17 protein-coding genes are annotated in these 21,783 nt (G+C 65.1%); 13 read left to right on the plus strand and 4 right to left on the minus strand.

Annotated features, from left to right (window positions below):
* Positions 1–142 precede the first annotated feature (142 nt).
* The 3 genes from QM685_RS08425 to QM685_RS08435 all read left to right on the plus strand — a co-directional run bounded on the left by QM685_RS08425 (position 143) and on the right by QM685_RS08435 (position 2,356).
* Entirely contained in the window at positions 143–1,018 is an 876-nt protein-coding gene (locus QM685_RS08425) for a 3-hydroxyacyl-CoA dehydrogenase family protein (RefSeq protein WP_415114727.1), read from the plus strand.
* Positions 1,019–1,110: 92 nt separating this feature from the next.
* Entirely contained in the window at positions 1,111–1,722 is a 612-nt protein-coding gene (locus QM685_RS08430; RefSeq protein WP_415114665.1) for a flavin reductase family protein, read from the plus strand.
* Between the two features lie 199 nt (positions 1,723–1,921).
* Complete coding sequence (locus QM685_RS08435) at positions 1,922–2,356, plus strand: cupin domain-containing protein (RefSeq protein WP_415114667.1); 435 nt, start codon at positions 1,922–1,924, stop codon at positions 2,354–2,356.
* Positions 2,357–2,450: 94 nt separating this feature from the next.
* Here the strand turns inward: QM685_RS08435 and QM685_RS08440 are convergent, their stop codons facing one another.
* Positions 2,451–3,920: a polyhydroxyalkanoate depolymerase gene (locus tag QM685_RS08440; RefSeq protein WP_415114669.1), complete on the minus strand. Its 1,470-nt coding sequence runs from the start codon at positions 3,918–3,920 to the stop codon at positions 2,451–2,453.
* Positions 3,921–4,137: 217 nt separating this feature from the next.
* On the opposite strand from QM685_RS08440, the gene QM685_RS08445 reads away from it, so the two are divergent.
* Positions 4,138–4,791, plus strand: a complete 654-nt coding sequence (locus QM685_RS08445) for a glutathione S-transferase family protein (RefSeq protein ID WP_415114671.1) — start codon at positions 4,138–4,140, stop codon at positions 4,789–4,791.
* 43 nt (positions 4,792–4,834) lie between these two features.
* Here QM685_RS08445 and QM685_RS08450 read toward each other — a convergent pair whose 3' ends face one another.
* Together QM685_RS08450 and QM685_RS08455 are read right to left on the minus strand one after the other, a co-directional pair.
* Positions 4,835–7,486, minus strand: coding sequence for a heavy metal translocating P-type ATPase (locus QM685_RS08450; RefSeq protein WP_415114673.1), 2,652 nt, complete (start codon positions 7,484–7,486; stop codon positions 4,835–4,837).
* Positions 7,487–7,628: 142 nt separating this feature from the next.
* The gene (locus QM685_RS08455) at positions 7,629–8,303 is read right to left on the minus strand and encodes an FMN-binding negative transcriptional regulator (RefSeq protein ID WP_415114675.1); all 675 of its coding nucleotides are present in this window, start codon (positions 8,301–8,303) and stop codon (positions 7,629–7,631) included.
* A 319-nt stretch (positions 8,304–8,622) separates the two neighbouring features.
* Between QM685_RS08455 and QM685_RS08460 the strand changes: the two genes are divergently transcribed.
* Positions 8,623–10,041 (plus strand): DUF1254 domain-containing protein, encoded by a 1,419-nt coding sequence (locus tag QM685_RS08460; RefSeq protein ID WP_415114677.1) that lies wholly within the window; start codon positions 8,623–8,625, stop codon positions 10,039–10,041.
* A gap of 319 nt (positions 10,042–10,360) precedes the next feature.
* Positions 10,361–14,185: a DUF748 domain-containing protein gene (locus QM685_RS08465; protein ID WP_415114679.1), complete on the plus strand. Its 3,825-nt coding sequence runs from the start codon at positions 10,361–10,363 to the stop codon at positions 14,183–14,185.
* A gap of 18 nt (positions 14,186–14,203) precedes the next feature.
* Here the strand turns inward: QM685_RS08465 and QM685_RS08470 are convergent, their stop codons facing one another.
* Positions 14,204–15,745, minus strand: a complete 1,542-nt coding sequence (locus QM685_RS08470; RefSeq protein ID WP_415114681.1) for a PLP-dependent aminotransferase family protein — start codon at positions 15,743–15,745, stop codon at positions 14,204–14,206.
* A gap of 118 nt (positions 15,746–15,863) precedes the next feature.
* Between QM685_RS08470 and QM685_RS08475 the strand changes: the two genes are divergently transcribed.
* The 7 genes from QM685_RS08475 to QM685_RS08505 all read left to right on the plus strand — a co-directional run bounded on the left by QM685_RS08475 (position 15,864) and on the right by QM685_RS08505 (position 21,783).
* Complete coding sequence (locus QM685_RS08475; protein ID WP_415114683.1) at positions 15,864–16,961, plus strand: ABC transporter ATP-binding protein; 1,098 nt, start codon at positions 15,864–15,866, stop codon at positions 16,959–16,961.
* Positions 16,962–17,118: 157 nt separating this feature from the next.
* Entirely contained in the window at positions 17,119–18,168 is a 1,050-nt protein-coding gene (locus tag QM685_RS08480) for an ABC transporter substrate-binding protein (RefSeq protein ID WP_415114685.1), read from the plus strand.
* A gap of 95 nt (positions 18,169–18,263) precedes the next feature.
* Positions 18,264–19,532, plus strand: a complete 1,269-nt coding sequence (locus QM685_RS08485) for an ABC transporter permease (RefSeq protein WP_415114729.1) — start codon at positions 18,264–18,266, stop codon at positions 19,530–19,532.
* Between the two features lie 33 nt (positions 19,533–19,565).
* Positions 19,566–20,405, plus strand: a complete 840-nt coding sequence (locus tag QM685_RS08490; RefSeq protein WP_415114687.1) for an ABC transporter permease — start codon at positions 19,566–19,568, stop codon at positions 20,403–20,405.
* A 99-nt stretch (positions 20,406–20,504) separates the two neighbouring features.
* Entirely contained in the window at positions 20,505–20,726 is a 222-nt protein-coding gene (locus tag QM685_RS08495; RefSeq protein ID WP_415114689.1) for a hypothetical protein, read from the plus strand.
* Between the two features lie 154 nt (positions 20,727–20,880).
* Positions 20,881–21,462: an RNA polymerase sigma factor gene (locus tag QM685_RS08500; RefSeq protein ID WP_415114691.1), complete on the plus strand. Its 582-nt coding sequence runs from the start codon at positions 20,881–20,883 to the stop codon at positions 21,460–21,462.
* 12 nt (positions 21,463–21,474) lie between these two features.
* Positions 21,475–21,783 carry a hypothetical protein gene (locus QM685_RS08505; RefSeq protein WP_415114693.1) on the plus strand — a complete coding sequence of 103 codons (309 nt, stop codon included), beginning with the start codon at positions 21,475–21,477 and terminating at the stop codon, positions 21,781–21,783.

Consider the following 21,783-nt stretch of genomic DNA (forward strand, 5'->3'; position numbering starts at 1 on the left):
AGAGGCGAGTCCGCATATGCGCGTCTCGACGTGCTATCGCGGCGCGCTGCGCTATGCTTTGAAGCTTTCATCGATGGCAACGGGAGCGCGCGTGAACAAGGCAATGCAGGACGTGGCGGTGGGCGTGGTAGGCACGGGGCTGATGGGCGTCGGCATTGCGACGCAAGCCGCCTTGCATGGGTACCGGACGATCGTCCACGACGTCGACCCGGCGCGGCTCGCCAGCGTCGCGCCGAAAGCGGAAGCCGTGCTCGACGAGCTGATCGACGCGGGCCGCATCGATCACGCGGCGAAACACGCGGCGCTTGCGCGCATCGAAACGCACGCGCAACTCGATGCGATCGCGTCGGCGCAATTCGTGATCGAGGCGATTCCCGAAGTGCTCGAACTCAAGCATCGTCTCTATGCGACGCTGACCGGCCTGCTCGCCGACGACGCGATTCTCGCGAGCAACACGAGTGGCTTCCCGCCCGATCAGCTTGCCACGCCGCTGCGCGCGAAAGAGCGCTTCGTGATCGCGCATTTCTGGAACCCGCCGCATATGATCCCGCTCGTCGAAGTCGTGCCCGGCAGCGCGACCGCGCCGGAAGTCACGCAGCGGACCGCCGAGCTGATGTCCGCGATCGGCATGGAGCCGGTCGTGCTCGCGAAGGCGATTCCGGGGTTCGTCGGCAACCGGCTGCAGTTCGCGGTGCTGCGCGAGGCGTTGAACATCGTGCGTTCGGGCGCGGCGACGCCCGAAGTGGTCGACACGGTGATGAAGGCGTCGCTCGGACGCCGCTGGGGAATCGTCGGACCGTTCGAGAGCGCGGATATGGGCGGGCTCGACACGTTCGTCGACATCGCCACGCATCTGATGCCGCAACTCGCGAAGGACGAAGACGTGCTGGACCTGCTGCGCGCGCAGGTCGACGCGGGGCGGGTCGGCGTGCGCAGCGGCGCGGGCTTCCACGAATGGGACGACGCGCATCTCGCGCGCGTCAGGGAAGGGCGCAAGCGTGTGATCGGGCGCGGCTAGTGCGGTATAAATAGTCTCGACCCGGTTCTTTCGCCGCGTTTTTTTGCTGCTTTTTCGTCATCACCCGTCACACGCCAATCCAACGCCACGTCATGTCTCATTACTTCTACGACCCCGCCGCCGGTCACGGTCTGCCGCACGATCCATTCAAGGCGATCGTCGCGCCGCGGCTGATCGGCTGGATTTCGTCGCGCGACGCCGGGGGCACGCTCAATCTCGCGCCGTACAGTTTCTTCGGCGCGTTCGCGACGTTTCCGCCGATCATCGGTTTTTCGAGCGAGGGCCGCAAGGACAGCCTCGCCAATATCGAGGCGACCGGCGAATTCGTCTGGAATCTCGCGACCCGGCCGCTCGCCGAGCAGATGAACCGCTCGTCGGCGCCGGTCGCGCCGCATGTCGACGAATTCGAGCTGGCTGGACTCACTCCGGCGCCGGGCCGCAACGTCGCGGTGCCGCACGTCGCCGAGTCGCCAGCCGCGCTCGAATGCAAGCTGCTGCAGATCGTGCGGCTGCATGATGTCGACGGCAAGCCGATGGATAACTATCTGTCGCTCGGCCAGGTGGTCGGCGTGCATATCGACGACGCGTATCTGAAGGACGGCCTGTTCGACACCCATGCCGCGCAGCCGATCATGCGCGCCGGCTATCGCGCCGACTATGCGCAGATCGGCGAGATGTTCCAGATGATCCGGCCGACGGCCTGACCTCCCGTCGCGCGGGAAACAGCAACTCGTGGCCGCGCACGCATGCGCGGCGACCGACGTATCACGGCCACGCAACACCACCGCGAAACATCACCGCGAAGCGCACCGCTCCCGCCACTCCTTTGGCGCGCTTGATGCTTGCAACCGACGCTCCACCTCGTCGTTTTTCAACTGCTGGCCCACCTCCTGGAGCGCAATCATGCTCACCGCCTTCGCCACGCAATTCAGCCATGTCCGTCCGCAAGACACGTCCTACGTGGATCACGGTCTGCGTGACTTTTTCCTTTACCGCGATCTGGGCATCGCGCAGGCGACCGGCGGCAAGGTGCTCGCGCAACTCGTGAAGGCGAATCACGCACCAGAGCAAGGTACCGGCTGGCACCGCCATGAGGCCGATTTCCACATCGTGATCATGCTGAAGGGCTGGGCGCGCTTCATGTACGGCGACAAGGAGACGCTCGTCGCCGCCGGCGATTGCGTGCATCAGGCGCCGGGCATCGTCCACTATCTGTTCGATTACTCGGAAGACATGGAATATCTCGAGATCGTGTCGCCGGCCGATTTCCGGTCGATCGACGTCGAAGGTCCCTGCGCGGTGCCGGCTCCCACGCCGTGGCAGGGCGCGACGGCCTGACGTCACGGTGCGGGGCAGGCGGCGATTCGATCCGTGCTTGCGCGCATGTGCCCATACGTCGAATCGGCGTGAAAGCGCTCGATGAGGAATGCGCCTAGTGCGCCAGGGGCGGCTGCGCCGCGCTGTCGCCGTTGTCCTCCGTGCCCCGGGCCGTACCCGAGTCCGCATCCGCATGGCGTGCTGAATGAACGCCATTCGAGCCAACCGCGGGCCGTGGCTCCACTTCCACCTCGACTACGGCCGCCGCAACCGGCGCGGCCGCTGCGATTTCGGCGGCCATCGCGGCCGGCATCGGCTGGATCGGACGCGCCCGCGAACTCACAAGCACCGCGCGCGGCTCGTTGTCGTAAATCATCGCCCGCACGCGCGGATAGATATGCCGCTCCCAGCGTCCTCCGCTGAACACGCCGTAATGTCCGACGCCCGTCTGCACATGATGTGTCTTCAGATACGGGCGCAAGCGCTCGCACATATCCTGCGCGGCGAGCGTCTGACCGACCGCGCAGATATCGTCCCGTTCGCCTTCCACGGTGAGCAACGCGGTCCGGCGGATCTTCGACGGGTCCACGAGACGCCCTTCCACTTCAAGCGCGCGCAAAGGCAGCGCGTGCTGCTGAAAAACCGTGTCGACGGTTTCCAGATAGAAGTCCGCCGTCAGGTCCATCGTCGCGAAGTACTCTTCGTAAAACGTACGGATCGCGTCGGCTTTCCGCGGATCGCCCTTCGCGCGTTCGTAATGCATCGTCTCGAACGAATCGGCATGGCGGTCGGGATTCATCGACATGAATGCCGCCAGTTGCATGAAACCCGGATACACGCGACGCTGCGCGCCGGCGAAGCCGAACGGCACCGCGCTGATCAGGTTCTGCTCGAACCATTCGATCGGCTTGCTCTTGGCCAGCTCGTTGACGCGCGTCGGATTGATGCGCGTATCGATCGGGCCGGCCATCAGCGTCATGCTGGCCGGTTGCGCGGGATGGTCGTCGGCGGCCATTAAGGCGACGGCGGCCAGTGCCGCGACGGTCGGCTGGCAGACCGCGAGCAGATGCGTGCCGGGCCCGATCTTGCCGGTGAAGTCGATGAGATGCCGCACGAACTCGTCGAAGCCGAAGCGGCCTTCGCTGAGCGGCACGTCGCGCGAATTGTGCCAGTCGGTGATGTAGACGTCGTGTTCGGCAAGCATCGTGCGCACGGTTCCGCGCAGCAAGGTCGCGAAGTGGCCGGACATCGGCGCGACAATCAGCACGCGCGGTTGCGGCGTCGCCGGCGCGATGTCCTTGCGGAAATGCAGCAGCGAGCAGAATGGCGTGCGCGCGGCGATTTCTTCGACTACCGCGACCGGCTCGCCTTCCGTGACCACGCTGTCGATGCCGAACGGCGGCCGCGTGGAAGTAAGCCCGCCGAGCACGAGCAGTTCGCAGGCGGCACGTATCGAGCGTCCCTGCGGGGTAGCGTCGAATTCAGGCCACGCGTCGAGCGAACGGCTCATCAGCGCCGCGCCGTGCCGAAGCGGCAGCAGCATATCGGCCAAAGTCTGATAAGCGGGATATGCGAACGGGTTCATGACCTTCGCAACCATGCACCAGAAAGAAAGGAGCCCCGATAGAGGCAAGTGATGTGCCAACGCTGGCGGGCACTGGCGGTGCGAGCATGCATTGGCATGGCACTTGCGCGCGTCTGCGAAAGGGGCCGGCATTGCCGCGCTTTGGTGCGCCGATGCACGGCGGCGTGCATGGCCGCCGGCAAGCTCGGGGCGCGTGCCCGATCTGGAGGACAAACGTATGGCGAACACCACGCTCACTATCAGCAGCAGGAATTATTCGTCATGGTCGCTGCGCGGCTGGTTGCTGACGAAGTTCAGCGGCTTGCCGTTCGAGGAGATCGTCGTGCCGCTCGACGATCCCGCCACGCGCGCGGAACTGCTGCTGCTGTCGCCGTCGATTCTCGTGCCGTGCCTGATGCACGACGGCGTGGAGGTCTGGGACACGCTGGCGATCGCCGAATACCTGAACGAACTCAAACCGGAAGCGGCGCTGTTGCCGCGGGAGGTTCGCGCGCGGGCGCATTGCCGCTCGATCTGCGGCGAGATGCATTCGGGGTTTGCGTCGTTGCGCTCGGCGTTGCCGATGAACCTGAAGGCGCACTTTCCCGGCTTCAAGGTGTGGGCGCGCGCGCAGTCCGATATCGAGCGGATCGTGACGATCTGGAGCCAATGTCTGAGGCAGTACGGCGGCCCGTTCCTGTTCGGCGAGCGCACCGCGGCGGACGCGATGTACGCGCCCGTGGTCACGCGTTTCGCTACCTATGACGTGAAACTCGATCCGGAGATCGTCGCCTACGCGCAGCGGATCATGGCGTTGCCGGAAATGCAGCAGTGGATCGCCGCGGCACAGCAGGAAGTGGAAGAGATCGACGAACTGGACGTTGAATTCTGAAATCTTTTTCTTACGGCGCCGTTCGCGGCGCTGGGCGGCGCGCCTAGCCCGTCTGATCGGTCGCCTGGCTAGGCGTGCCGCGCCACGTGCGCAGCAGCAGCGCGTTCGTGACGACGCTGACACTCGAAAATGCCATCGCCGCGCCCGCGAGCATCGGGTTCAGCAGGCCGAACGCGGCGAGCGGAACGCCGATCAGGTTGTAGACGAACGCCCAGAACAGGTTCTGCTGGATCTTGCGCCAGGTCCTGCGCGAGATGTCGATCGCATCGGCGACGAGTGCCGGGTCGCCGCGCATCAGCGTGACGCCGGCCGCGTGCATCGCGACGTCGGTGCCGGTCGCCATCGCGATGCCGATGTCGGCGGCGGCGAGCGCGGGCGCATCGTTGATGCCGTCGCCGGCCATCGCGACGATGCCGGCGTGGCGGATCTTCAGGTCGCGGATCACGCGGGCCTTGTCGTCGGGCAGCACCTCGGCATGGAATTCGCCGATGCCGAGCGCCTGCGCGACGCTCGCCGCGCTGCCGCGGTTGTCGCCGGTAACGAGCACGCTGCGAATGCCCATCCGGGTAAGCCGCTCGACCGCCGGGCGCGCGGTGGGCTTGACGGTGTCGCCGAACGCAATCAGCGCGAGCGCTTCCGGTGCCTGCGGAGCGCGCGCCATCAGCCACGAGACCGTATTGCCGGCTGCTTCGAGTTCCCGGGCGCGCGCCGCGAGCGCGGGCGGCAGCGCAATGCCGAGTTCATGCAGCCAGCGGGTGCTGCCGAGCGCGAGCGTGCGGCCGTCGATGTCGGCTTCGACGCCTCGGCCGGCGATTGCACGAGAGGCGGTGGCGTGGAGGGCCTGGGTTCGCGCAAGCGTGGCTGCCGCGATGGTGTTTGTTTCGCTTTGGGCGCCGTCGGCACGGTCCGCCGCCGCCCGCTCCGCCTCATACGCGCTGACCACCGCCCGCGCCAACGGATGCTCGCTATGCCGCTGCACCGCGGCGGCGAGCGCAAGCGCGTCGTCCCGGCTCATGCCGCCGACCGGCTCGAATGCCGTCACCGATGGTTGACCCAGCGTCAGCGTGCCGGTTTTATCGAACGCGACGATCGATACCCGGTGCGCGATTTCGAGCGCTTCCGCGTCCTTGATCAGCACGCCGTGGCGCGCCGCGACGCCGGTGCCGGCCATGATCGCCGCGGGTGTCGCGAGTCCGAGCGCGCACGGGCAGGCGATCACGAGCACGGCGACCGCGTTCAGGATCGCGGTTTCGCCGCCCGCGCCGGCGATTAGCCAGCCGATCAGCGTGAGCGCGGCGATCGCCAGAATCGCCGGCACGAAGATTTCGCTGACGCGGTCGACGAGCCGCTGGATCGGCGCCTTCTCCGCCTGCGCGCTTTCGACGAGCCGGATGATGCGCGCGAGCGTCGTCTCGGCGCCGATCGCGGTGGTGGTCACCGTCAGCGCGCCTTCGCCGTTGATCGAGCCGGCCGTGACCGTACTGCCAGCCTGCTTCGGCACCGGCAGGCTCTCGCCGGTAATCAGCGATTCGTCGATATGCGTGCGGCCCTCGAGCACCGCGCCGTCGACCGGCACGCGCTCGCCCGGCCGCACGATCACGACGGTGCCGACCCGCACCTGCGCGAGCGGCACGTCGCGCTCGCCCGCGCCGTCGCGGATGCGCGCGCGCTCGGGGCGCAGCGCGTTGAGCGCGCGGATCGCGTCGGTGGTCTGGCGCTTCGCGCGCGCCTCGAGCCATTTGCCGAAGCGCACCAGCGTAATTACGACCGCCGACGCCTCGAAGTACAGATGCATCGTGTCGCCCGGATGCATCGCGAGTTCGTAGACGCTGATTCCGTACGCCGCCGACGTGCCGAGCGCGACCAGCAGGTCCATGTTGCCCGCGCCGGCGCGCACGGCCCGGTAGGCCGCGCGGTAGAAGCGCGCGCCGAACGCGAACTGCACGATCGACGCGAGCACGAATTGCAGCCACGGCGGCAGCATCGCGTGGATGCCGAACCATTCGCCGACCATCGGCGCGACGAGCGGCAGTGTCAGCAGCGCGGCGGCGACGACGGCGACGAGTTCGCGGCGAGCCTGGGTTTGCTTGCGCTCGGCGGGGGTGATGGAGGGCGTGTCGCCGGCAGTGGCGGCGGCGCTCGTGTCGAGCGTGCCTGGGATGGCTGGCGGCGCGATCAGCGTGGCTTCGTAGCCCGCTTTCCGGACGGCGGCGATCAGCGCATCCGCGTCGGCGGATGCACCGGCTGGATGGACGGTAGCGGTTTCGGTCGCGAGATTGACCGACGCACGCGCGACGCCCGGCACTTTCGACAGCGCTTTTTCGACGCGCGTCGCGCACGATGCGCAGGTCATGCCGCCGATGGCGAGTTCGGTGGTGGTGTGTGCTGTGGCGGCAGGTGCTTCGGCTTGCGCCGCGCCATCGGCAGAGCCTGCGAACGTGGCTTCGTATCCCGCCTTGCGCACCGCATCGGCAAGCTGGCCGGGTTCGACCGATGTGTCGCTCTCGATATGGGCGCGCTCGGTCGCGAGATTGACCGACGCACGCACGACGCCAGGCACCTTCGACAGTGCTTTTTCGACACGTGTGACGCACGACGCGCAAGTCATCCCGTCGATATCGAGTTCGACGACGCGCGTGGGCGAGGAAGAAGTGGCAGCGTCGGCGGGGCGCTGCGGATTGGCAAGTCCGGTCATGGCAGGCGAGGTTCCTGGCGGCATTGGGCCGCATCGTGAATCCAGTATTGACCTTCCCATGATGGGAAGGTCAAGGACGGATTGCGCGGTATCAGAAGCGCCCCAATACGCAAACGTCGAACCCCGGCTCAGGATTCAAAATTCAAAACGCCGGCGGCGCATCCAGCATCGCCTGCCCGACAGCCTTCTGCTGATTCCCATCGCGCGCGAGCAGCGTTTCGGCCGCGCCGCGCCGGTCCTCGGCCGCCTTGTTCTGCCCGAGCTTCCATTTACCGACGAGCCGCGTCACCTCGATCTCGATACCGACGATTGCGCCGAGCATCTGCGAAATGAAGTCGGCCGGCGCGTCGCCCATCTTCCAGGGCACCGGCTCGCCGGCTTCCATCTTGCGCGTCAGTCGCGCGACGAGGCCGCGCACGAACGATTCGTCGTCGCGCACCACAATCCTGCCATGCGCATGCACGACCATATAGTTGTACGTCGGCACCTGCTTGTGCGTTTCGTGTTTGCTCGGATACCAGGTCGGCGAAATATAGGCGGCCGGCCCCTGGAAGATCACGAGCGCGTCCGGATGCGTGGCGGCTTCCTGCCAGACCGGATTGGCGCGGGCGACGTGCGCGCGCAGCACCAGGCGCGACGATTGCTCACCGGTGGCTGCCGCTTCGCCCGCCGTGGAGACTAGCTGCGCTTCGAACGGCAAATGATTCGCGTCGAGCCCGTTCGGGCCGTTCGTAATCAGCGCGCCGAACGGCTGCTCGGCGATCAGGCGGTGAAGAACCTCTGGACGGTTCTCTTCGAAATAGGTGGGCATGTACATTGAAGCGCTCCCGATACGGTCGGCGAAAGAGTGTGGGCGAATTGAAAAGAATCGCTTTTTTGAACGACGGCGTACTCGCGCGCGAGCCGTCGATGCGGACACGGCAAGCGTGCCGTTTATCGCGTCCATGCATTGCGTGCGCGTTAGCAGGCGTAATTCCCCGCTTTGTGCTTGCCTGGTTAGCAAGGATACGATACAACGCGAAGTTGTCGGAATCGCAATCCGTGGATCGGCTGCGCAAGGCTTCGGGAGGCCGCGCATTGTCCTGGCGCTGCGCACCGGCATCTCCCATAGGACCGCACGTTCCGCACGCTGAAGAATGATAAAAAATCGCCGAGAGCTGTTTTCGCTTCACTGGACCTGCGCATCGTTCGCAGGCCTCGCATTTCTGGCCGGCTGCGCGTCGGCCCCATCCGCGACACAACAAAGTACCGGCTGGATCAAGGATGAGGTCGCCGATTCCTACGTATTCGGCTATCCGCTCGTGCTGATGAGCACCGCGCGCGACGCGGCGGTCGGCACCGACCCCGGCCAGGCTCCCTTCAACACGCTGCGTCACGCGCAGGCGCTGCCGCCGATCGGCGCGGCCAATCCGCCGCAGCCGAGCCTCGATACGCTCGACTCGACCGGCTGGCTCGACATCGGCGACGAGCCGGTGATCCTGTCGCTGCCCGATTCGCATGGCCGATACGTCGACGCCCGCGTGCTCGACATGTGGACCAATGTCGTGTGGTCGACCGGCCCGCAGTTCGCGGCGGGCACGGCCGGCGCGAGAGGCCTGCGCGCGCAGACGATCGCGTTCGTCGGCCCCGGCTGGAAGGGCGAACTGCCGAAGGGCGCGAAGCGCGTCGATGTGCCGACCCGCAATGCATGGGTGAGCGTGCGCATCCAGTCGAACGGCGCGCGCGATCTGACGGCGGTCCGCAAGCTGCAACGCGCTATCCGGGTTGCGCCGTTGAGCGTCTACGAGGGCGACGCCGCGCCGGCCGTGCCGCCGCGCGGCAATGCTAGCGGCATCGCGGGGGCCAACGGCACGCCGGCCCAGCAGGTGGCCGCGCTCGACGCGAGCGGTTTTTTCAGCCGTCTCGCCGACGCGCTGCCTGACAATCCGCCGACACCGGCCGACCCGCATGCGCTGAAATTCCTCGCGGATCTCGGCGTCACGCCGGGCGATCCGGTGAAGCTGCCGAAAGAGCCCGAAGCACTCGCGGCCGGTCTCGCCGATGGCCGCGAGCGCGTGGCGACACCGCCTTCGAACCTGCTGAGCGCGAACGGCTGGAACTGGTTCGGCGACGGTGTCGGCAACTACGGCCCCGACTATGCGCTGCGCGCGTATGCGGCGAGCACGCAGCCGGGCATCGGGACCCGGGATGACGAAGTACGCGCGGTCGTCACGCAGGACAGCGACGGCAACATGCTGAACGGCGCGAACCGTTACGTGATCCACTTCGCGGCAAACCAGTTGCCGCCGGTGCACGGCTTCTGGTCGATCACCGCGTACACGAAGGATGGCGCGTTGAGCGAAAACGCGCCGGCGCGGCTCGCGGTCGGCGATCGCAATGGCGCGCGCCGCAATCGCGACGGCTCGCTCGACGTGGTGGTGTCGTCGACGCGCAGCCGGACCGGTAACTGGCTGCCGGCGCCACGCGCCGATATGCAACTGGTGCTGCGCCTGTATGCGCCGAAGCCGCAGGCCACCGACGGCAGCTGGCAGCCGCCGCCGGTCGTGCGGCAGTAAGGCAGTAGGGGGACCTTTGCCATGCGGCGCGTCGATAAACAGCGCGCCGTTAACAAACGCTAACAAAAAAAGCCGGCGAAACGCATCGGCGAAGCGCGTCAGCGAGATCACAGCGACGCGCGTCCGATGCCTCGATCCGACGCCTGTTCGTCGTCGCGCGCCACGGGTAGGGGCCGCCAGAAATGTCCTCGGCAAGCAGCGCGAATCGTCAAGCCGCGCCTGACATTCCTGTCTCGTAACGGATTCACGACTTATACTGCCGCTTGCAGGATTTGTGTTTTTCGCGGCGGGCTTGCCGCCGCACTCATCCAGATCGAGCATGGCAAGCCTCAATAAAGCATCGTTAGCCTCCTCCATGCAGACCGTGCGCGCCGCCGCGCAGTCGCGCCGCACGCGTCGTGTCCTCATAGGCCTGCTGATCTTCGTCGTCGTGTTCGGCCTGCTCGGCTTTTTCGCGGCGCCGCCACTAATTCGCCACATCGCGAGCCAGCAGCTCAGCAAGCAGCTCGACCGGCCGGCATCGATCGGCCGTATCGCGCTCAATCCCTATACGCTGAGATTCGAAGCCGATAACGTGCATATCGGCGAGCGCGGCGGCGCGGGTGACTTCGTCGATATTTCGCGGCTCATCGTCAAGCCGTCGTGGAGTTCGCTGTTTCGCGGCGCGCCGATCGTCGATGAAGTACAGGTCGATTCGCCGCGCTTTCATATCGTTCGTTACGACGCGCAGCGCTTCAATTTCACCGACCTGATCGAGAAGTTCGCGAACCAGCCCGCGAAACCCAACAGCAAGCCGACACAGTTTTCCGTTTCCAATATTCGCGTCGAAAACGGCCAGATCACGTTCGACGACCGGCTGCTCGGCACGAGCCACGTGATCGATCAATGGAAGCTCGGCATTCCGTTCATCGCGACACTGCCTTCGAAAACCGATATCTTCGTCGAGCCGCTGCTGCGCGCGCGTATCGACGGCAACAGCCAGCTTGCGATCGACGGCAAGACCAAGCCGTTCTCGGCGTCGCGCGAATCCGAAGTGTCGCTGCGCTTCGACGCGCTCGACGTGCCGAAGCTGATCTCCTATGTGCCGACGAAGCTGCCGGTGATCGTGCAGTCGGGCAAGCTGTCGACCGACCTGGAGCTCAACTTCGCGATGGCAAACGATACGCCGTCGCTGCGCGTCGCGGGCACCGTCGATATGGACGACGTCGACGTGCGGGATCAGGGCAAGGCGCCGTTCTTCGCGGCGCGCGCGGTGCACGTGGCGGCGGCGTCACTCGAGCCGCTGAAGAGCGTCTATCACTTCGACGATATCCGCATCGACGCGCCGAGCGCGAACCTCGCGCGCGACAAGGACGGTGTGCTCAGTGTCGAGAAAATGTTCGCACCGGCGCCCGCCGGCTCGGCCGCGCCTGACAAGGCTTCGGCGCCGACCACCGCGGCGGCGAGCACACCGGCCGCGGCATCGGGCGCGAAAGCCGAATCCGGGGCCAACGCCCAAACCGCCGCGGCGGAAAAAGCCGCGCCGCCCTTCGACCTCGCGATCAAACGTTTCACGCTCAACGACGGCACGGTGAACGTACACGACGAAGCCGCGTCGCGTCCGGTCGACGTCGGTCTGCAAAACCTCGCGGTCACGCTGACCGGTTTCTCGACGCTCGCGGCGGCGCCCGCGCACTACACGCTGAACACGAGGCTCAAGGACGACGGCGGTTCGCTCGCCGCCGACGGCACCGTCGGCCTCGCGGCGAAGACCGCGAGCGCGAAGCTCGACCTGAAATCGCTGAAGTTGCCGCAATTGCAGCCTTATCTCGACACCGCGACGTCCGCGCAGGTAGTCGACGGCGCGCTGTCCGCGACGACGAATCTCGACGCGAACTGGTCGAAGTCACCGGCGGCGGTGACGGTCGCGGATACGCAGCTCGGTTTGCAGTCGCTGAAGCTCGCGGCGCGCGGCGAGAAAGCGCCGGTGATTTCGCTCGCGCAGGGTAACGTCGTGGTCAAGCAGGTGGACGTGGCGGCGCGCACGGCCGACGTGACGAGCGTCGACGCCACCGGCCTCGCGGTCGATGCGCAGCGCCTGAAGGACGGCAGCATCAATCTGAGCTCGCTTGCAGGCAAGCATCAGGAGGCGCAGCAGCGCACCGCGATCCACGCGGCGAAGCAGGCGCAGGCCGAGGGCCCCGCCTGGCACTACAAGATCGGCGAACTGACGCTGAAGGACGCGACCGCCAATTTCACCGACAACACGACGCCGCAGCCGGTCAAGCTCAGCATCGCGCCGCTGCAACTGAAGGTGCAGCAGATCAGCGACGACCTGAGCCGTCCGTTGCCGGTCGATCTGCAAGCCACGCTGAACAGGAAAGGCACGCTGGCCGTGAAGGGCGACGTCACCGCGACGCCGCTGAAACTGGCCGTCAAGATCAACGCGAACCGGCTCGACGCGGCGGCTTTCGAGCCGTACTTCGGCAGCAAGCTGAACGCGGCGATCGCGAGCGCGCTGCTCAACGCGAACGGCGATCTCGCGGTGACGCAGGCGAAGTCGCTGAAGGCGAACTATCACGGCGACATGGCGCTCGTCGACGTGCGCATGATCGACAAGGCGACCTCGGACCCGTTCGCGGGCTGGGGTTCGCTCGCGCTGTCGAACCTGAAGGCCGACTATGACGAACACGGCACCGTGGTCGATGCGGGCCGCGTCACGTTCTCGAAGTTCTATGGGCGCGTGCTGCTCGACGCACAAGGCAAGCTCAATCTGAAGGACGTGGTCGCGCATGAAAGCGGCGAGGCGCAGTCGCTCACGCGCGACAAGAGCGGCGCCAGGCCGATACCGCTGACGCCGCAGGCGGTGTCGGAAGCGGTTGCCGCGTCCGCGCCGGTGGCCGCATCGGCCGCGCCGGGCAAGCCTGCCACTGCCGCACCCGCGACCGTGACCGCCGCGACGCCGCCGCAAAACCCGGTCAAGCTGCATTTCGGGCAACTGGTGTTGCAGCAGGGCCGCGTTACTTACACGGACAACTTCATCAAGCCGAATTACACGGCGAATCTCGTCGACATTAAGGGCACCGTCGGCGCGTTCGGCACGGAATCGACGACGCCCGCGCCGGTCGACGTCGCCGCGAAGCTCGCCGCCAACGGTCCGTTGACGATTCGCGGCACCGTCAATCCGCTGATCGCGAAACCGGCGCTCGATCTGACCGCGACCGCGCACGACATCGAGTTGACCAATCTCACGCCGTATTCGGCGAAATACGCGGGCTATCCGATCACGAAGGGCAAGCTCAACGTCGATCTGCATTACAAGCTCGAAAACGATCAACTGAACGCGAACAACCATCTGTTCATCGATCAGCTCACGTTCGGCGATCACGTCGACAACGACACGGCGACCAAGCTGCCGGTGCGTTTCGCGATCTCGCTGCTGAAGAACTCGCGCGGCGAAATCGACGTGAACCTGCCGGTGTCGGGCTCGCTGTCGAACCCTGAGTTCAGCATCGGCGGTCTGATCTGGCATGCGGTGCTCAATCTGCTCGAGAAAGCGGTGACCGCGCCGTTCTCGCTGATCGCGAACGCGTTCGGCGGCAACGGCGAGGAACTCGGCTACGTCGAGTTCGAGCCGGGTTCGGCGCAGCTCACCGATGCCGACAAGCAGAAGCTCGATACGATCGTGAAGGCGCTCGCGGACAAGCCGTCAATCCGCATGGACCTGATCGGCCGCGTCGATCCGAAGATCGACGAACCGGCACTCCGTACGCGCTACGTCGACCGGCTGGTCAAGCAGCAGAAGATCAAGGACGTGGTGGGCAACGGTGAGAGCGTCGACCTGTCCACCGTGACCGTCGACCAGAAGGATTACGACAAGTATCTGATCAAGGCCTACAAGTCGGCCGACTTCAAGAAGCCGCGCAATTTCATCGGCATGACCAAGACACTGCCCGACGACGACATGAAGGGCGCGCTCGAGGCCAACGCGCCGATCGACGACGCGAGCCTGCGGCAGCTCGCGCAGCAGCGCGCGCAAAGCGTGCAGCAGTATCTGGAGGGCAAGATCGACAGCAGCCGCGTATTCATCGTCGCGCCGAAGCTGAATGCCGACGGCATCAAGGACAAGGGCGCGACCACACGGGTGGATTTTGGGCTGAAATGAGCGGGACGCGGTGAGTCTCTATGCCGCCGCCCGTTTCAGCGCGGTCCGCTCGATCACCCGCGCGAGCGTATCGAATGCCGGGCCGATCTTCCCGTTCGGCACGCACGCGTAACCCAGTAACAGCCCGCGCCGCGGCTGCGCCGCGTTGCTGTAGTAGCTCGTGAGCGGCCGCACGATCACGCCCGCGTCATAGGCGGCGGCCGTTACCGCGTGATCGTCCGAATAATCGGGCAGGCCGAGCACGAAGTGCAGGCCTGCTTCGTCGCCCATCACCGGCAGTTCGTTGCCGAAGCGTGCGGTGATCGCATCGATCAGAATTTGCCGCCGCTCGCCGTATAGCGCGCGCATGCGGCGCACGTGCGATGTCAAATGGCCATCCATGATGAAGTCGGTCATCACCGCCTGCTGCATCAGTTGACCCTCGCGGTACAGCTCCGCGACGCCCGTCCTGAACATATCGACCAGATGCGCCGGCGCGATCATATAGCCGATCCGCAGGCCCGGAAACAGCATCTTGCCGAGACTGCCGACGTAGATCACGCGGCCGGCTTCGTCGAGTCCCTGCAGCGACGCGAGCGGACGGCTGCCGTAGCGGAATTCGCTGTCGTAGTCGTCCTCGATGATCCACACATTGTGCTGGCGCGCGTATTCGAGCAGCGTGCGGCGGCGCGCGAGGCTCATCACCATGCCGAGCGGATACTGGTGCGACGGCGTGACGAGCGCGAGCCGCGGCGGCTGTTGCAGATCCTCGTCGCGCGGATCGAGGCCTTCACCGTCGACCGGCACCGGCGCGAGCGCCACGCCCGACGATTGCAGCACGCTGCGCCAGCCCCAGTAGCACGGTTCCTCGACCCACGCGCGATCGCCGATGTCGGTCAGGAGGCGCACCGCGAGATCGATCGACTGATGAATACCGGTCGTGATGATGACCTGGTCCGGCGTGCAGTTCACCGAGCGCGCGACGCGCAGGTAATCCGACAGCGCGCGCCGCAGCGGCCGGTAGCCACCGCCGGGCGCATAGGTCAGCAGGTCGGGATTGGCTTCCTTCCACAGCCGCGCCTGCAGACGGCTCCACGTGCGCGCCGGAAACTCCGAGACGTCGGGCACGCCCGGCATGAACGCACCCCATTGCTTCGCCGACACGCCCGCCTGATCGACCAGACGGCGCCCGCGCGCGGACAGGTCGCCGCGATCGGGCCGTGGCGGCTGCGGGTTATCACCGACGGACGGGTCTGCCGGATCCGGGGCCACCGCCGTGGGCTTGTTGCGCCGGTTTACCGCGGCCGTGTCCGGCTGCGTGTCGGCGACATAGGTGCCGCTGCCGGTGGTCGAGATCACGTAACCTTCGGCGGTCAACTGGTCGTAGACGTGCAGCACCGTGTTGCGCGCGATGCCGAGGTCCTCGGCGAGGGTGCGCGAACTCGGCAGCTTGGTGCCGGGCGGCAGCCGGCCGGTCAGAATGGCCTGCTGCGTGAGCCGCAGCGTCTGCCGGTAGATCGGTTCGGCGGCGCCGCGATCGAGTCGCGCGGCGAGCCAGTCCGACAGGATCACAGTATCCAAGTGGTTCTATCCGGAATAATGAAATGGTTCCATATTGTAGAACCGTAACGGTCTATAGTGACCCACGCGATGGATGTCATTTCGCCCGCTGGAGTCGTTGGACAGAGGAGACGAGGCTATGAAAACCGATGACGTGATCGTCAGCTTTCGAGGTGTGCGCAAGACCTACGACGGCGAAACGCTGGTCGTCAAGCAACTCGATCTGGATATCTATCAGGGCGAATTCCTGACGCTGCTCGGGCCGTCCGGCTCGGGCAAGACCACCTGCCTGATGATGCTGGCGGGTTTCGAATTTCCGACCGGCGGCGAGATCTGGCTCGACGGTCAGTTGCTCAACAACGTGCCGCCGCACAAGCGCAACATCGGCATGGTGTTCCAGAACTATGCGCTGTTCCCGCATCTGACGGTCGAGCAGAATGTCGCGTATCCATTGACCGTGCGCAAGCTTCCCGCCGATGAACGCGCGCGGCGCGTGCACAACGCGCTGAAAATGGTGCGTATGGAGAGCTTCGCGAAGCGCTACCCGGCGCAACTTTCCGGCGGCCAGCAGCAGCGCATCGCGCTTGCGCGGGCACTCGTGTTCGAGCCGAAGCTCGTGCTGATGGACGAACCGCTCGGCGCGCTGGACAAACAACTGCGCGAGCACATGCAGTACGAACTCAAATCGCTGCACGAAAAGCTCGGCGTCACCTTCGTCTACGTCACGCATGACCAGGGCGAGGCGCTGACGATGTCCGACCGCGTCGCGGTATTCGACAAGGGCATCGTGCAGCAGCTCGATACCGTCGACCGTCTCTACGAATCGCCGTGCAACGAGTTCGTCGCGAACTTCATCGGCGACAGCAACCGGCTGCGCGGCACGATCGCGAATGTCGACGGCGAATACTGCGAATTCCATCTGAGCGACGGCACGCGCCTGACGGGCCGCAATATCGGCGGCGCGCGGGCGGGCTCGCCGGCGGTCGCGTGCATCCGGCCCGAGCGCATGAAGCTCGCGAACGGCGTCGCGCGGCCCGGCGCCAATGCGCTTGCCGGCGAGGCGCGCGGGCTCATCTATTTCGGCGACCACGTGCGCATGCGCTGCGGCGTGCCGCAACAGGACGAGTGCTTCGTCAAGGTGCCGCTCGGCACCGATACGCTCGACACCTTTGCGCCCGGCGCGCCGGTCGCGCTCGAGTTTGCGCCCGAGCATCTGCGGGTGTTCGCAGGGGCCTGAGGCAGGCAGGGCCGCGAAGCGCCGTACGCGCGAGGCGTCGGCGCGGGAGTTCAGCGGCATAACAAAGCCGGCGGCGGGCGGCGCGTCACCCACCGCAGCGTGTCCGGCACGACGTACATCAAGTACATCACGCACATCACCAAAGGAGAGCCACACCATGAACAGGATCGGGAAATCGCGCTGCGCCATCGCCGTCGGTGCTGTCACGCTCGCGCTGGGCGCCGCGCAGGTTAACGCGACGGAGATAACGGTCGTCAATTTCGGCGGCGCGAACGGCGACGCGCAAAAGGTTGCCTTCAACCAGCCGTTCGAAGCGGCCACCGGCAACAAGGTGACGGCCGTCGAATACAACGGCGAGCAGGCCAAGGTGAAGGCGATGGTCGAGGCGAAGCACGTGAACTGGGACGTGGTGGAAGTCGAGTCGGGCGACATCGGCCGCGGCTGCGACGAAGGGCTGTACGAGAAACTGGACTGGTCGAAGATCGCCAAGAAGTCGGATCTGATTCCGGACGCGCCGCAAACCTGCGGCGTCGGCTTCTTCGTGTGGTCGACCGCGCTCGCGTATAACGGCGACAAGCTGAAAACCGCGCCGACCGGCTGGGCCGATTTCTGGGACACGAAGAAATTCCCCGGCAAGCGCGCGATGCGCAAGGGCGCGCGCTACAACCTCGAATTCGCGTTGATGGCCGATGGCGTGCCGCCGAAGGACGTCTACAAGGTGCTCGCCACCAAGGAAGGCCAGGATCGCGCGTTCAAAAAGCTCGACGAGTTGAAGCCGAACATCCAGTGGTGGGAAGCGGGCGCGCAGCCGCCGCAGTTTCTGGTGGCGGGCGACGTGGTGATGTCGACTGCGTATAACGGCCGGATCGATGCCGCGCAGCGCGAGGGCAAGAATCTGAAGGTCGTGTGGAACGGCAGTATCTACGACCTCGACTATTGGGCGATTCCGAAGGGCTCGCCGAACAAGGCGGTCGCCGAGCAGTACATCGCCTATTCGCTGACGTCGAAGCCGCAACAGGATTACGCGCACCACATCGCGTACGGTCCGGTGAACGTGGCGGCGATCAGGTCGCTCGATTCGAAGACACTCGCGAATCTGCCGAACTCGCCGGCGAACGGCAAGAACGCGGTGCTGCAGAATCTGTCGTTCTGGACGGATCATGGCGATGAACTGGAGCAGCGGTTTGCGTCGTGGGCGTCGAAGTGACGGAGCTTTCGAGCTCGTAGGCTCTTGGTGAGAAGGCGCGGCTTCGCGATGACGCGGGGCCGCGCGGTATCGATGGAGAAACAGGTGTGACTACGATGACGATCGCCGCCGATTCGACGCCTGAATCAGCCAGCCGGCTCAAGCGCGAACTGAAGGCCGCCGAGGCGAAAAAGCGCGCGATGGCCCTGCTGCTGATCGCGCCGCTCGCGATTTTTCTGCTGCTGATTTTCGTCGTGCCGATCGGCGCGCTGCTCACGCGCGCCGCGCAGAATCCCGAGGTCGCGAATGCGCTGCCGCATACGCTGCAGGCACTGAGAGGCTGGGATCGCAGAACGCCGCCGCCCGACGCCGCCTTTGTCGCGCTCGCCACCGACCTTACCGCGATCGCCGATAGCGACGGCATGGGCGCGCTCGCGCGGCGTCTGAACGTCGAGATTCCGGGTTATCGCTCGCTGGTCGCGAAGTCCGCGCGCGCGATGCCGTTCGCCGACGACAACAACCAGCCGCTGCATCTCTCGCCCCACGAAACGCGCGCGAAATTCGTCGAACTCGACGAGCGCTGGAACGACATCGCGTACTGGCAGGCGATCGCGAAAAATTCGGGCACGTTGTCGCCGTTCTATCTGCTCGCCGCGCTCGATCACAAGCAGGACGCATTCGGCAACATCGTGCCGACCGATCCCGAGCAGCAGATCTATCTGAAAGTATTCGGCCGCACGTTCGTGATCGGCGCGGCCGTGACGCTCTTCACGCTGCTGCTCGGCTATCCGCTCGCGTACTGGATTTCGACGCTGTCCGAGCGCCGCGCGAATCTGGTGATGATCCTCGTGCTGATTCCGTTCTGGACCTCGATCCTCGTGCGCGTGGCCGCGTGGATCGTGATTCTGCAAAGCGAGGGGCTCGTGAACAAGGCACTGATCGCGAGCGGCCTGCTGCACGATCCGCTCGCGCTGCTGTTCAACCGCACCGGCGTCTATATCTCGATGACGCATATCCTGCTGCCGTTCATGATCCTGCCGCTCTACAGCGTGATGAAGTCGATTCCGCCCACGTATCAGCGCGCCGCGATCTCGCTCGGCAGCCATCCGTTCGCCGCGTTCTGGCGCGTGTACGTGCCGCAGACTTATCCGGGCGTCGGCGCGGGCGCTCTGCTCGTGTTCATCCTCGCGATCGGCTACTACATCACGCCCGCATTGCTCGGCGGACCCAACGACCAGATGGTCAGCTACTACGTCGCGTACTTCACGAACGTGACGATCAACTGGGGGATGGCATGCGCGCTCGGCGGTCTGCTGCTCGCGGCGACGCTCGTGCTGTACGTGATCTACGGACGCTTCACGCGTTCTTCGCTGAGCCTCGGCTGAAGGGGTGACATGAACCGGACGGAGCAAACCGCGATGAAACTTGCCAGGCCCCTGTTCGCACCGCATACGTCGCTGGTCGAGCGCGTGTGGTATTTCGCGTTGCGCGTGCTCGTGGTGCTGACGCTGCTGTATCTGATCCTGCCCGTGCTCGCGATCGTGCCGCTGTCGTTTTCGTCGAGCACGTTCCTCGTGTATCCGATTCCGGGCTGGTCGCTGCGCTGGTATCAGAACCTCGTCGCGTCCGATGAATGGCGGATGGCCGCGAAAAACAGCTTTATCGTCGCGCCGTCGGCGACGGTGGTCGCGACCGTGCTCGGCACGCTCGCGGCGATCGGACTCACCAAGGCGAACTTTCGCGGCAAGGGTCTGCTGATGGCGGTCCTGATTTCGCCGATGATCGTGCCGGTCGTGGTGGTCGGCGTCGGCATGTATCTGTTTTTCGCGCCGCTCGGTCTCGCGAATACCTATATCGGGCTAATCCTCGCGCATGCATCGCTCGGCGTGCCGTTCGTCGTGACGACAGTGGCGGCCACGCTGCAGGGCTTCAACTACAACCTCGTGCGCGCGAGCTTGTCGCTCGGCGCGAATCCGGTGAAGACGTTTTTCCGCATCACGTTGCCGGTGATCGCGCCGGGGGTGATTTCGGGCGCGCTGTTCGCGTTCGCGACGTCGTTCGATGAAGTCGTCGTTACGCTGTTCCTCGCGGGCGCGGATCAGACCACGCTGCCGCGCCAGATGTTTACCGGCATTCGCGAGAACATCAGCCCGACGATTGCCGCGCTGGCGACGATTCTGATTGTTTTCTCGACGTGTTTGCTGCTGGCGCTCGAGTGGCTGCGGGGGAGGAATGCGGCGCGGGCGGTGAGGGGGTGAAGTAAAAACGCGAGGGTTATTATTACGATTCTTTCGTTCAATTAGAATGTTCCAATCAAATCGCTGACTACTGGTTCCTCGTGTTTCGTAAAGTCGACTATGAAGAAGATTCCGAGAGACGAAGATGCGTGGGTACAAACATTCCGCTGTCTGTGCGGAGTTGCTTTTGGCATGGTGATCATCACGCTCGCGGAACTGCGACGATTTTCATGGTGGTTGCCGCCTTTGTTCTTTGTTCTCGGGATCATCATGGCGGTCCTCTCTGGCATTCGTAAGCGGCGTGTTTGGCACGACAAAGACAACGGTATGCCTGATCTCTGATCTGCTTCCGCGAATATACGCAAGAAGACTTCGGGAGGGCGTTGGGGCTCTCTCTGAAACGGTTACGCACTGCTTCGAGCGAACCGGCAGTGGCTCGACGAAAGATTTTTCGCGCTGGCCACAATATTTGCGTTCCTGAAACGTCTTCAGGCGCATGGAACCGCCACCCACCTCGCACCCGATGACCGACCGAGACAGCGACATCACCGCGACCGTGGCGCGTGAGCGCACAAGGCTCGTCAATTTTATCCGGCGTCGAATACGCGACCCGGACGATGCCGAGGACATCCTGCAGGATGTGTTCCACGAATTTGTGCAGGCTTACCGCCTTCCCGCTCCGATTGAACAGGCGAGCGCGTGGCTTTTTCGTGCCGCGCGCAACCGCATCATCGATCGTTTTCGCAAGAAGAAAGAGCAGCCGCTGACAGATCTGTCCGAGACCGAGGACGACGCCAGCAGTGAGTATCGCCTCGACCTCGCGCTACCGGCGCACGACGCGGGTCCCGAAGCCCTCTATGCTCGCGCTCTATTGCTCGAGGCCTTACAGGATGCGCTCGACGATTTGCCGCCGAATCAACGTGAGGTATTTATCGCGCACGAGCTGGAGGGGCGATCCTTCAAGGCGATGGCGGCGGAAAGTGGTGTCACGCTCAATACGCTGCTCGCGCGCAAACGCTACGCGGTCTTGCATCTGCGCGCCCGACTGCAGGCCATTTATGACGAACTGGGTATTTAGAGGAGTCGACGGATGAATTTTCGAATCAGATGCGCGGGCAAGGCGCTGCTCGTGGTGGTCGCCATAGGCGTGCTCGGTTGGGTGGTCATGACTCTATGGAATTGGGTGATTCCGGCGCTGTTCGTCGGCGCTCATGCGATCGACTTCGCACATGCATTGGGCTTGCTGGTTTTGAGCCGCATTCTGTTTGGCGGATTCCGCGGACACGGCGGCTGGCGCGAACGGCGTCACTGGCGCAAATGGGAAGCGATGACGCCCGAAGAACGGGAGCATTTTCAGACGGCATGGCGATCGGGCCGCGCCCGGCGCAAGGAAGATTGA

The organism is Paraburkholderia sp., assembly GCF_047605525.1.
Lineage (GTDB): Bacteria > Pseudomonadota > Gammaproteobacteria > Burkholderiales > Burkholderiaceae > Paraburkholderia.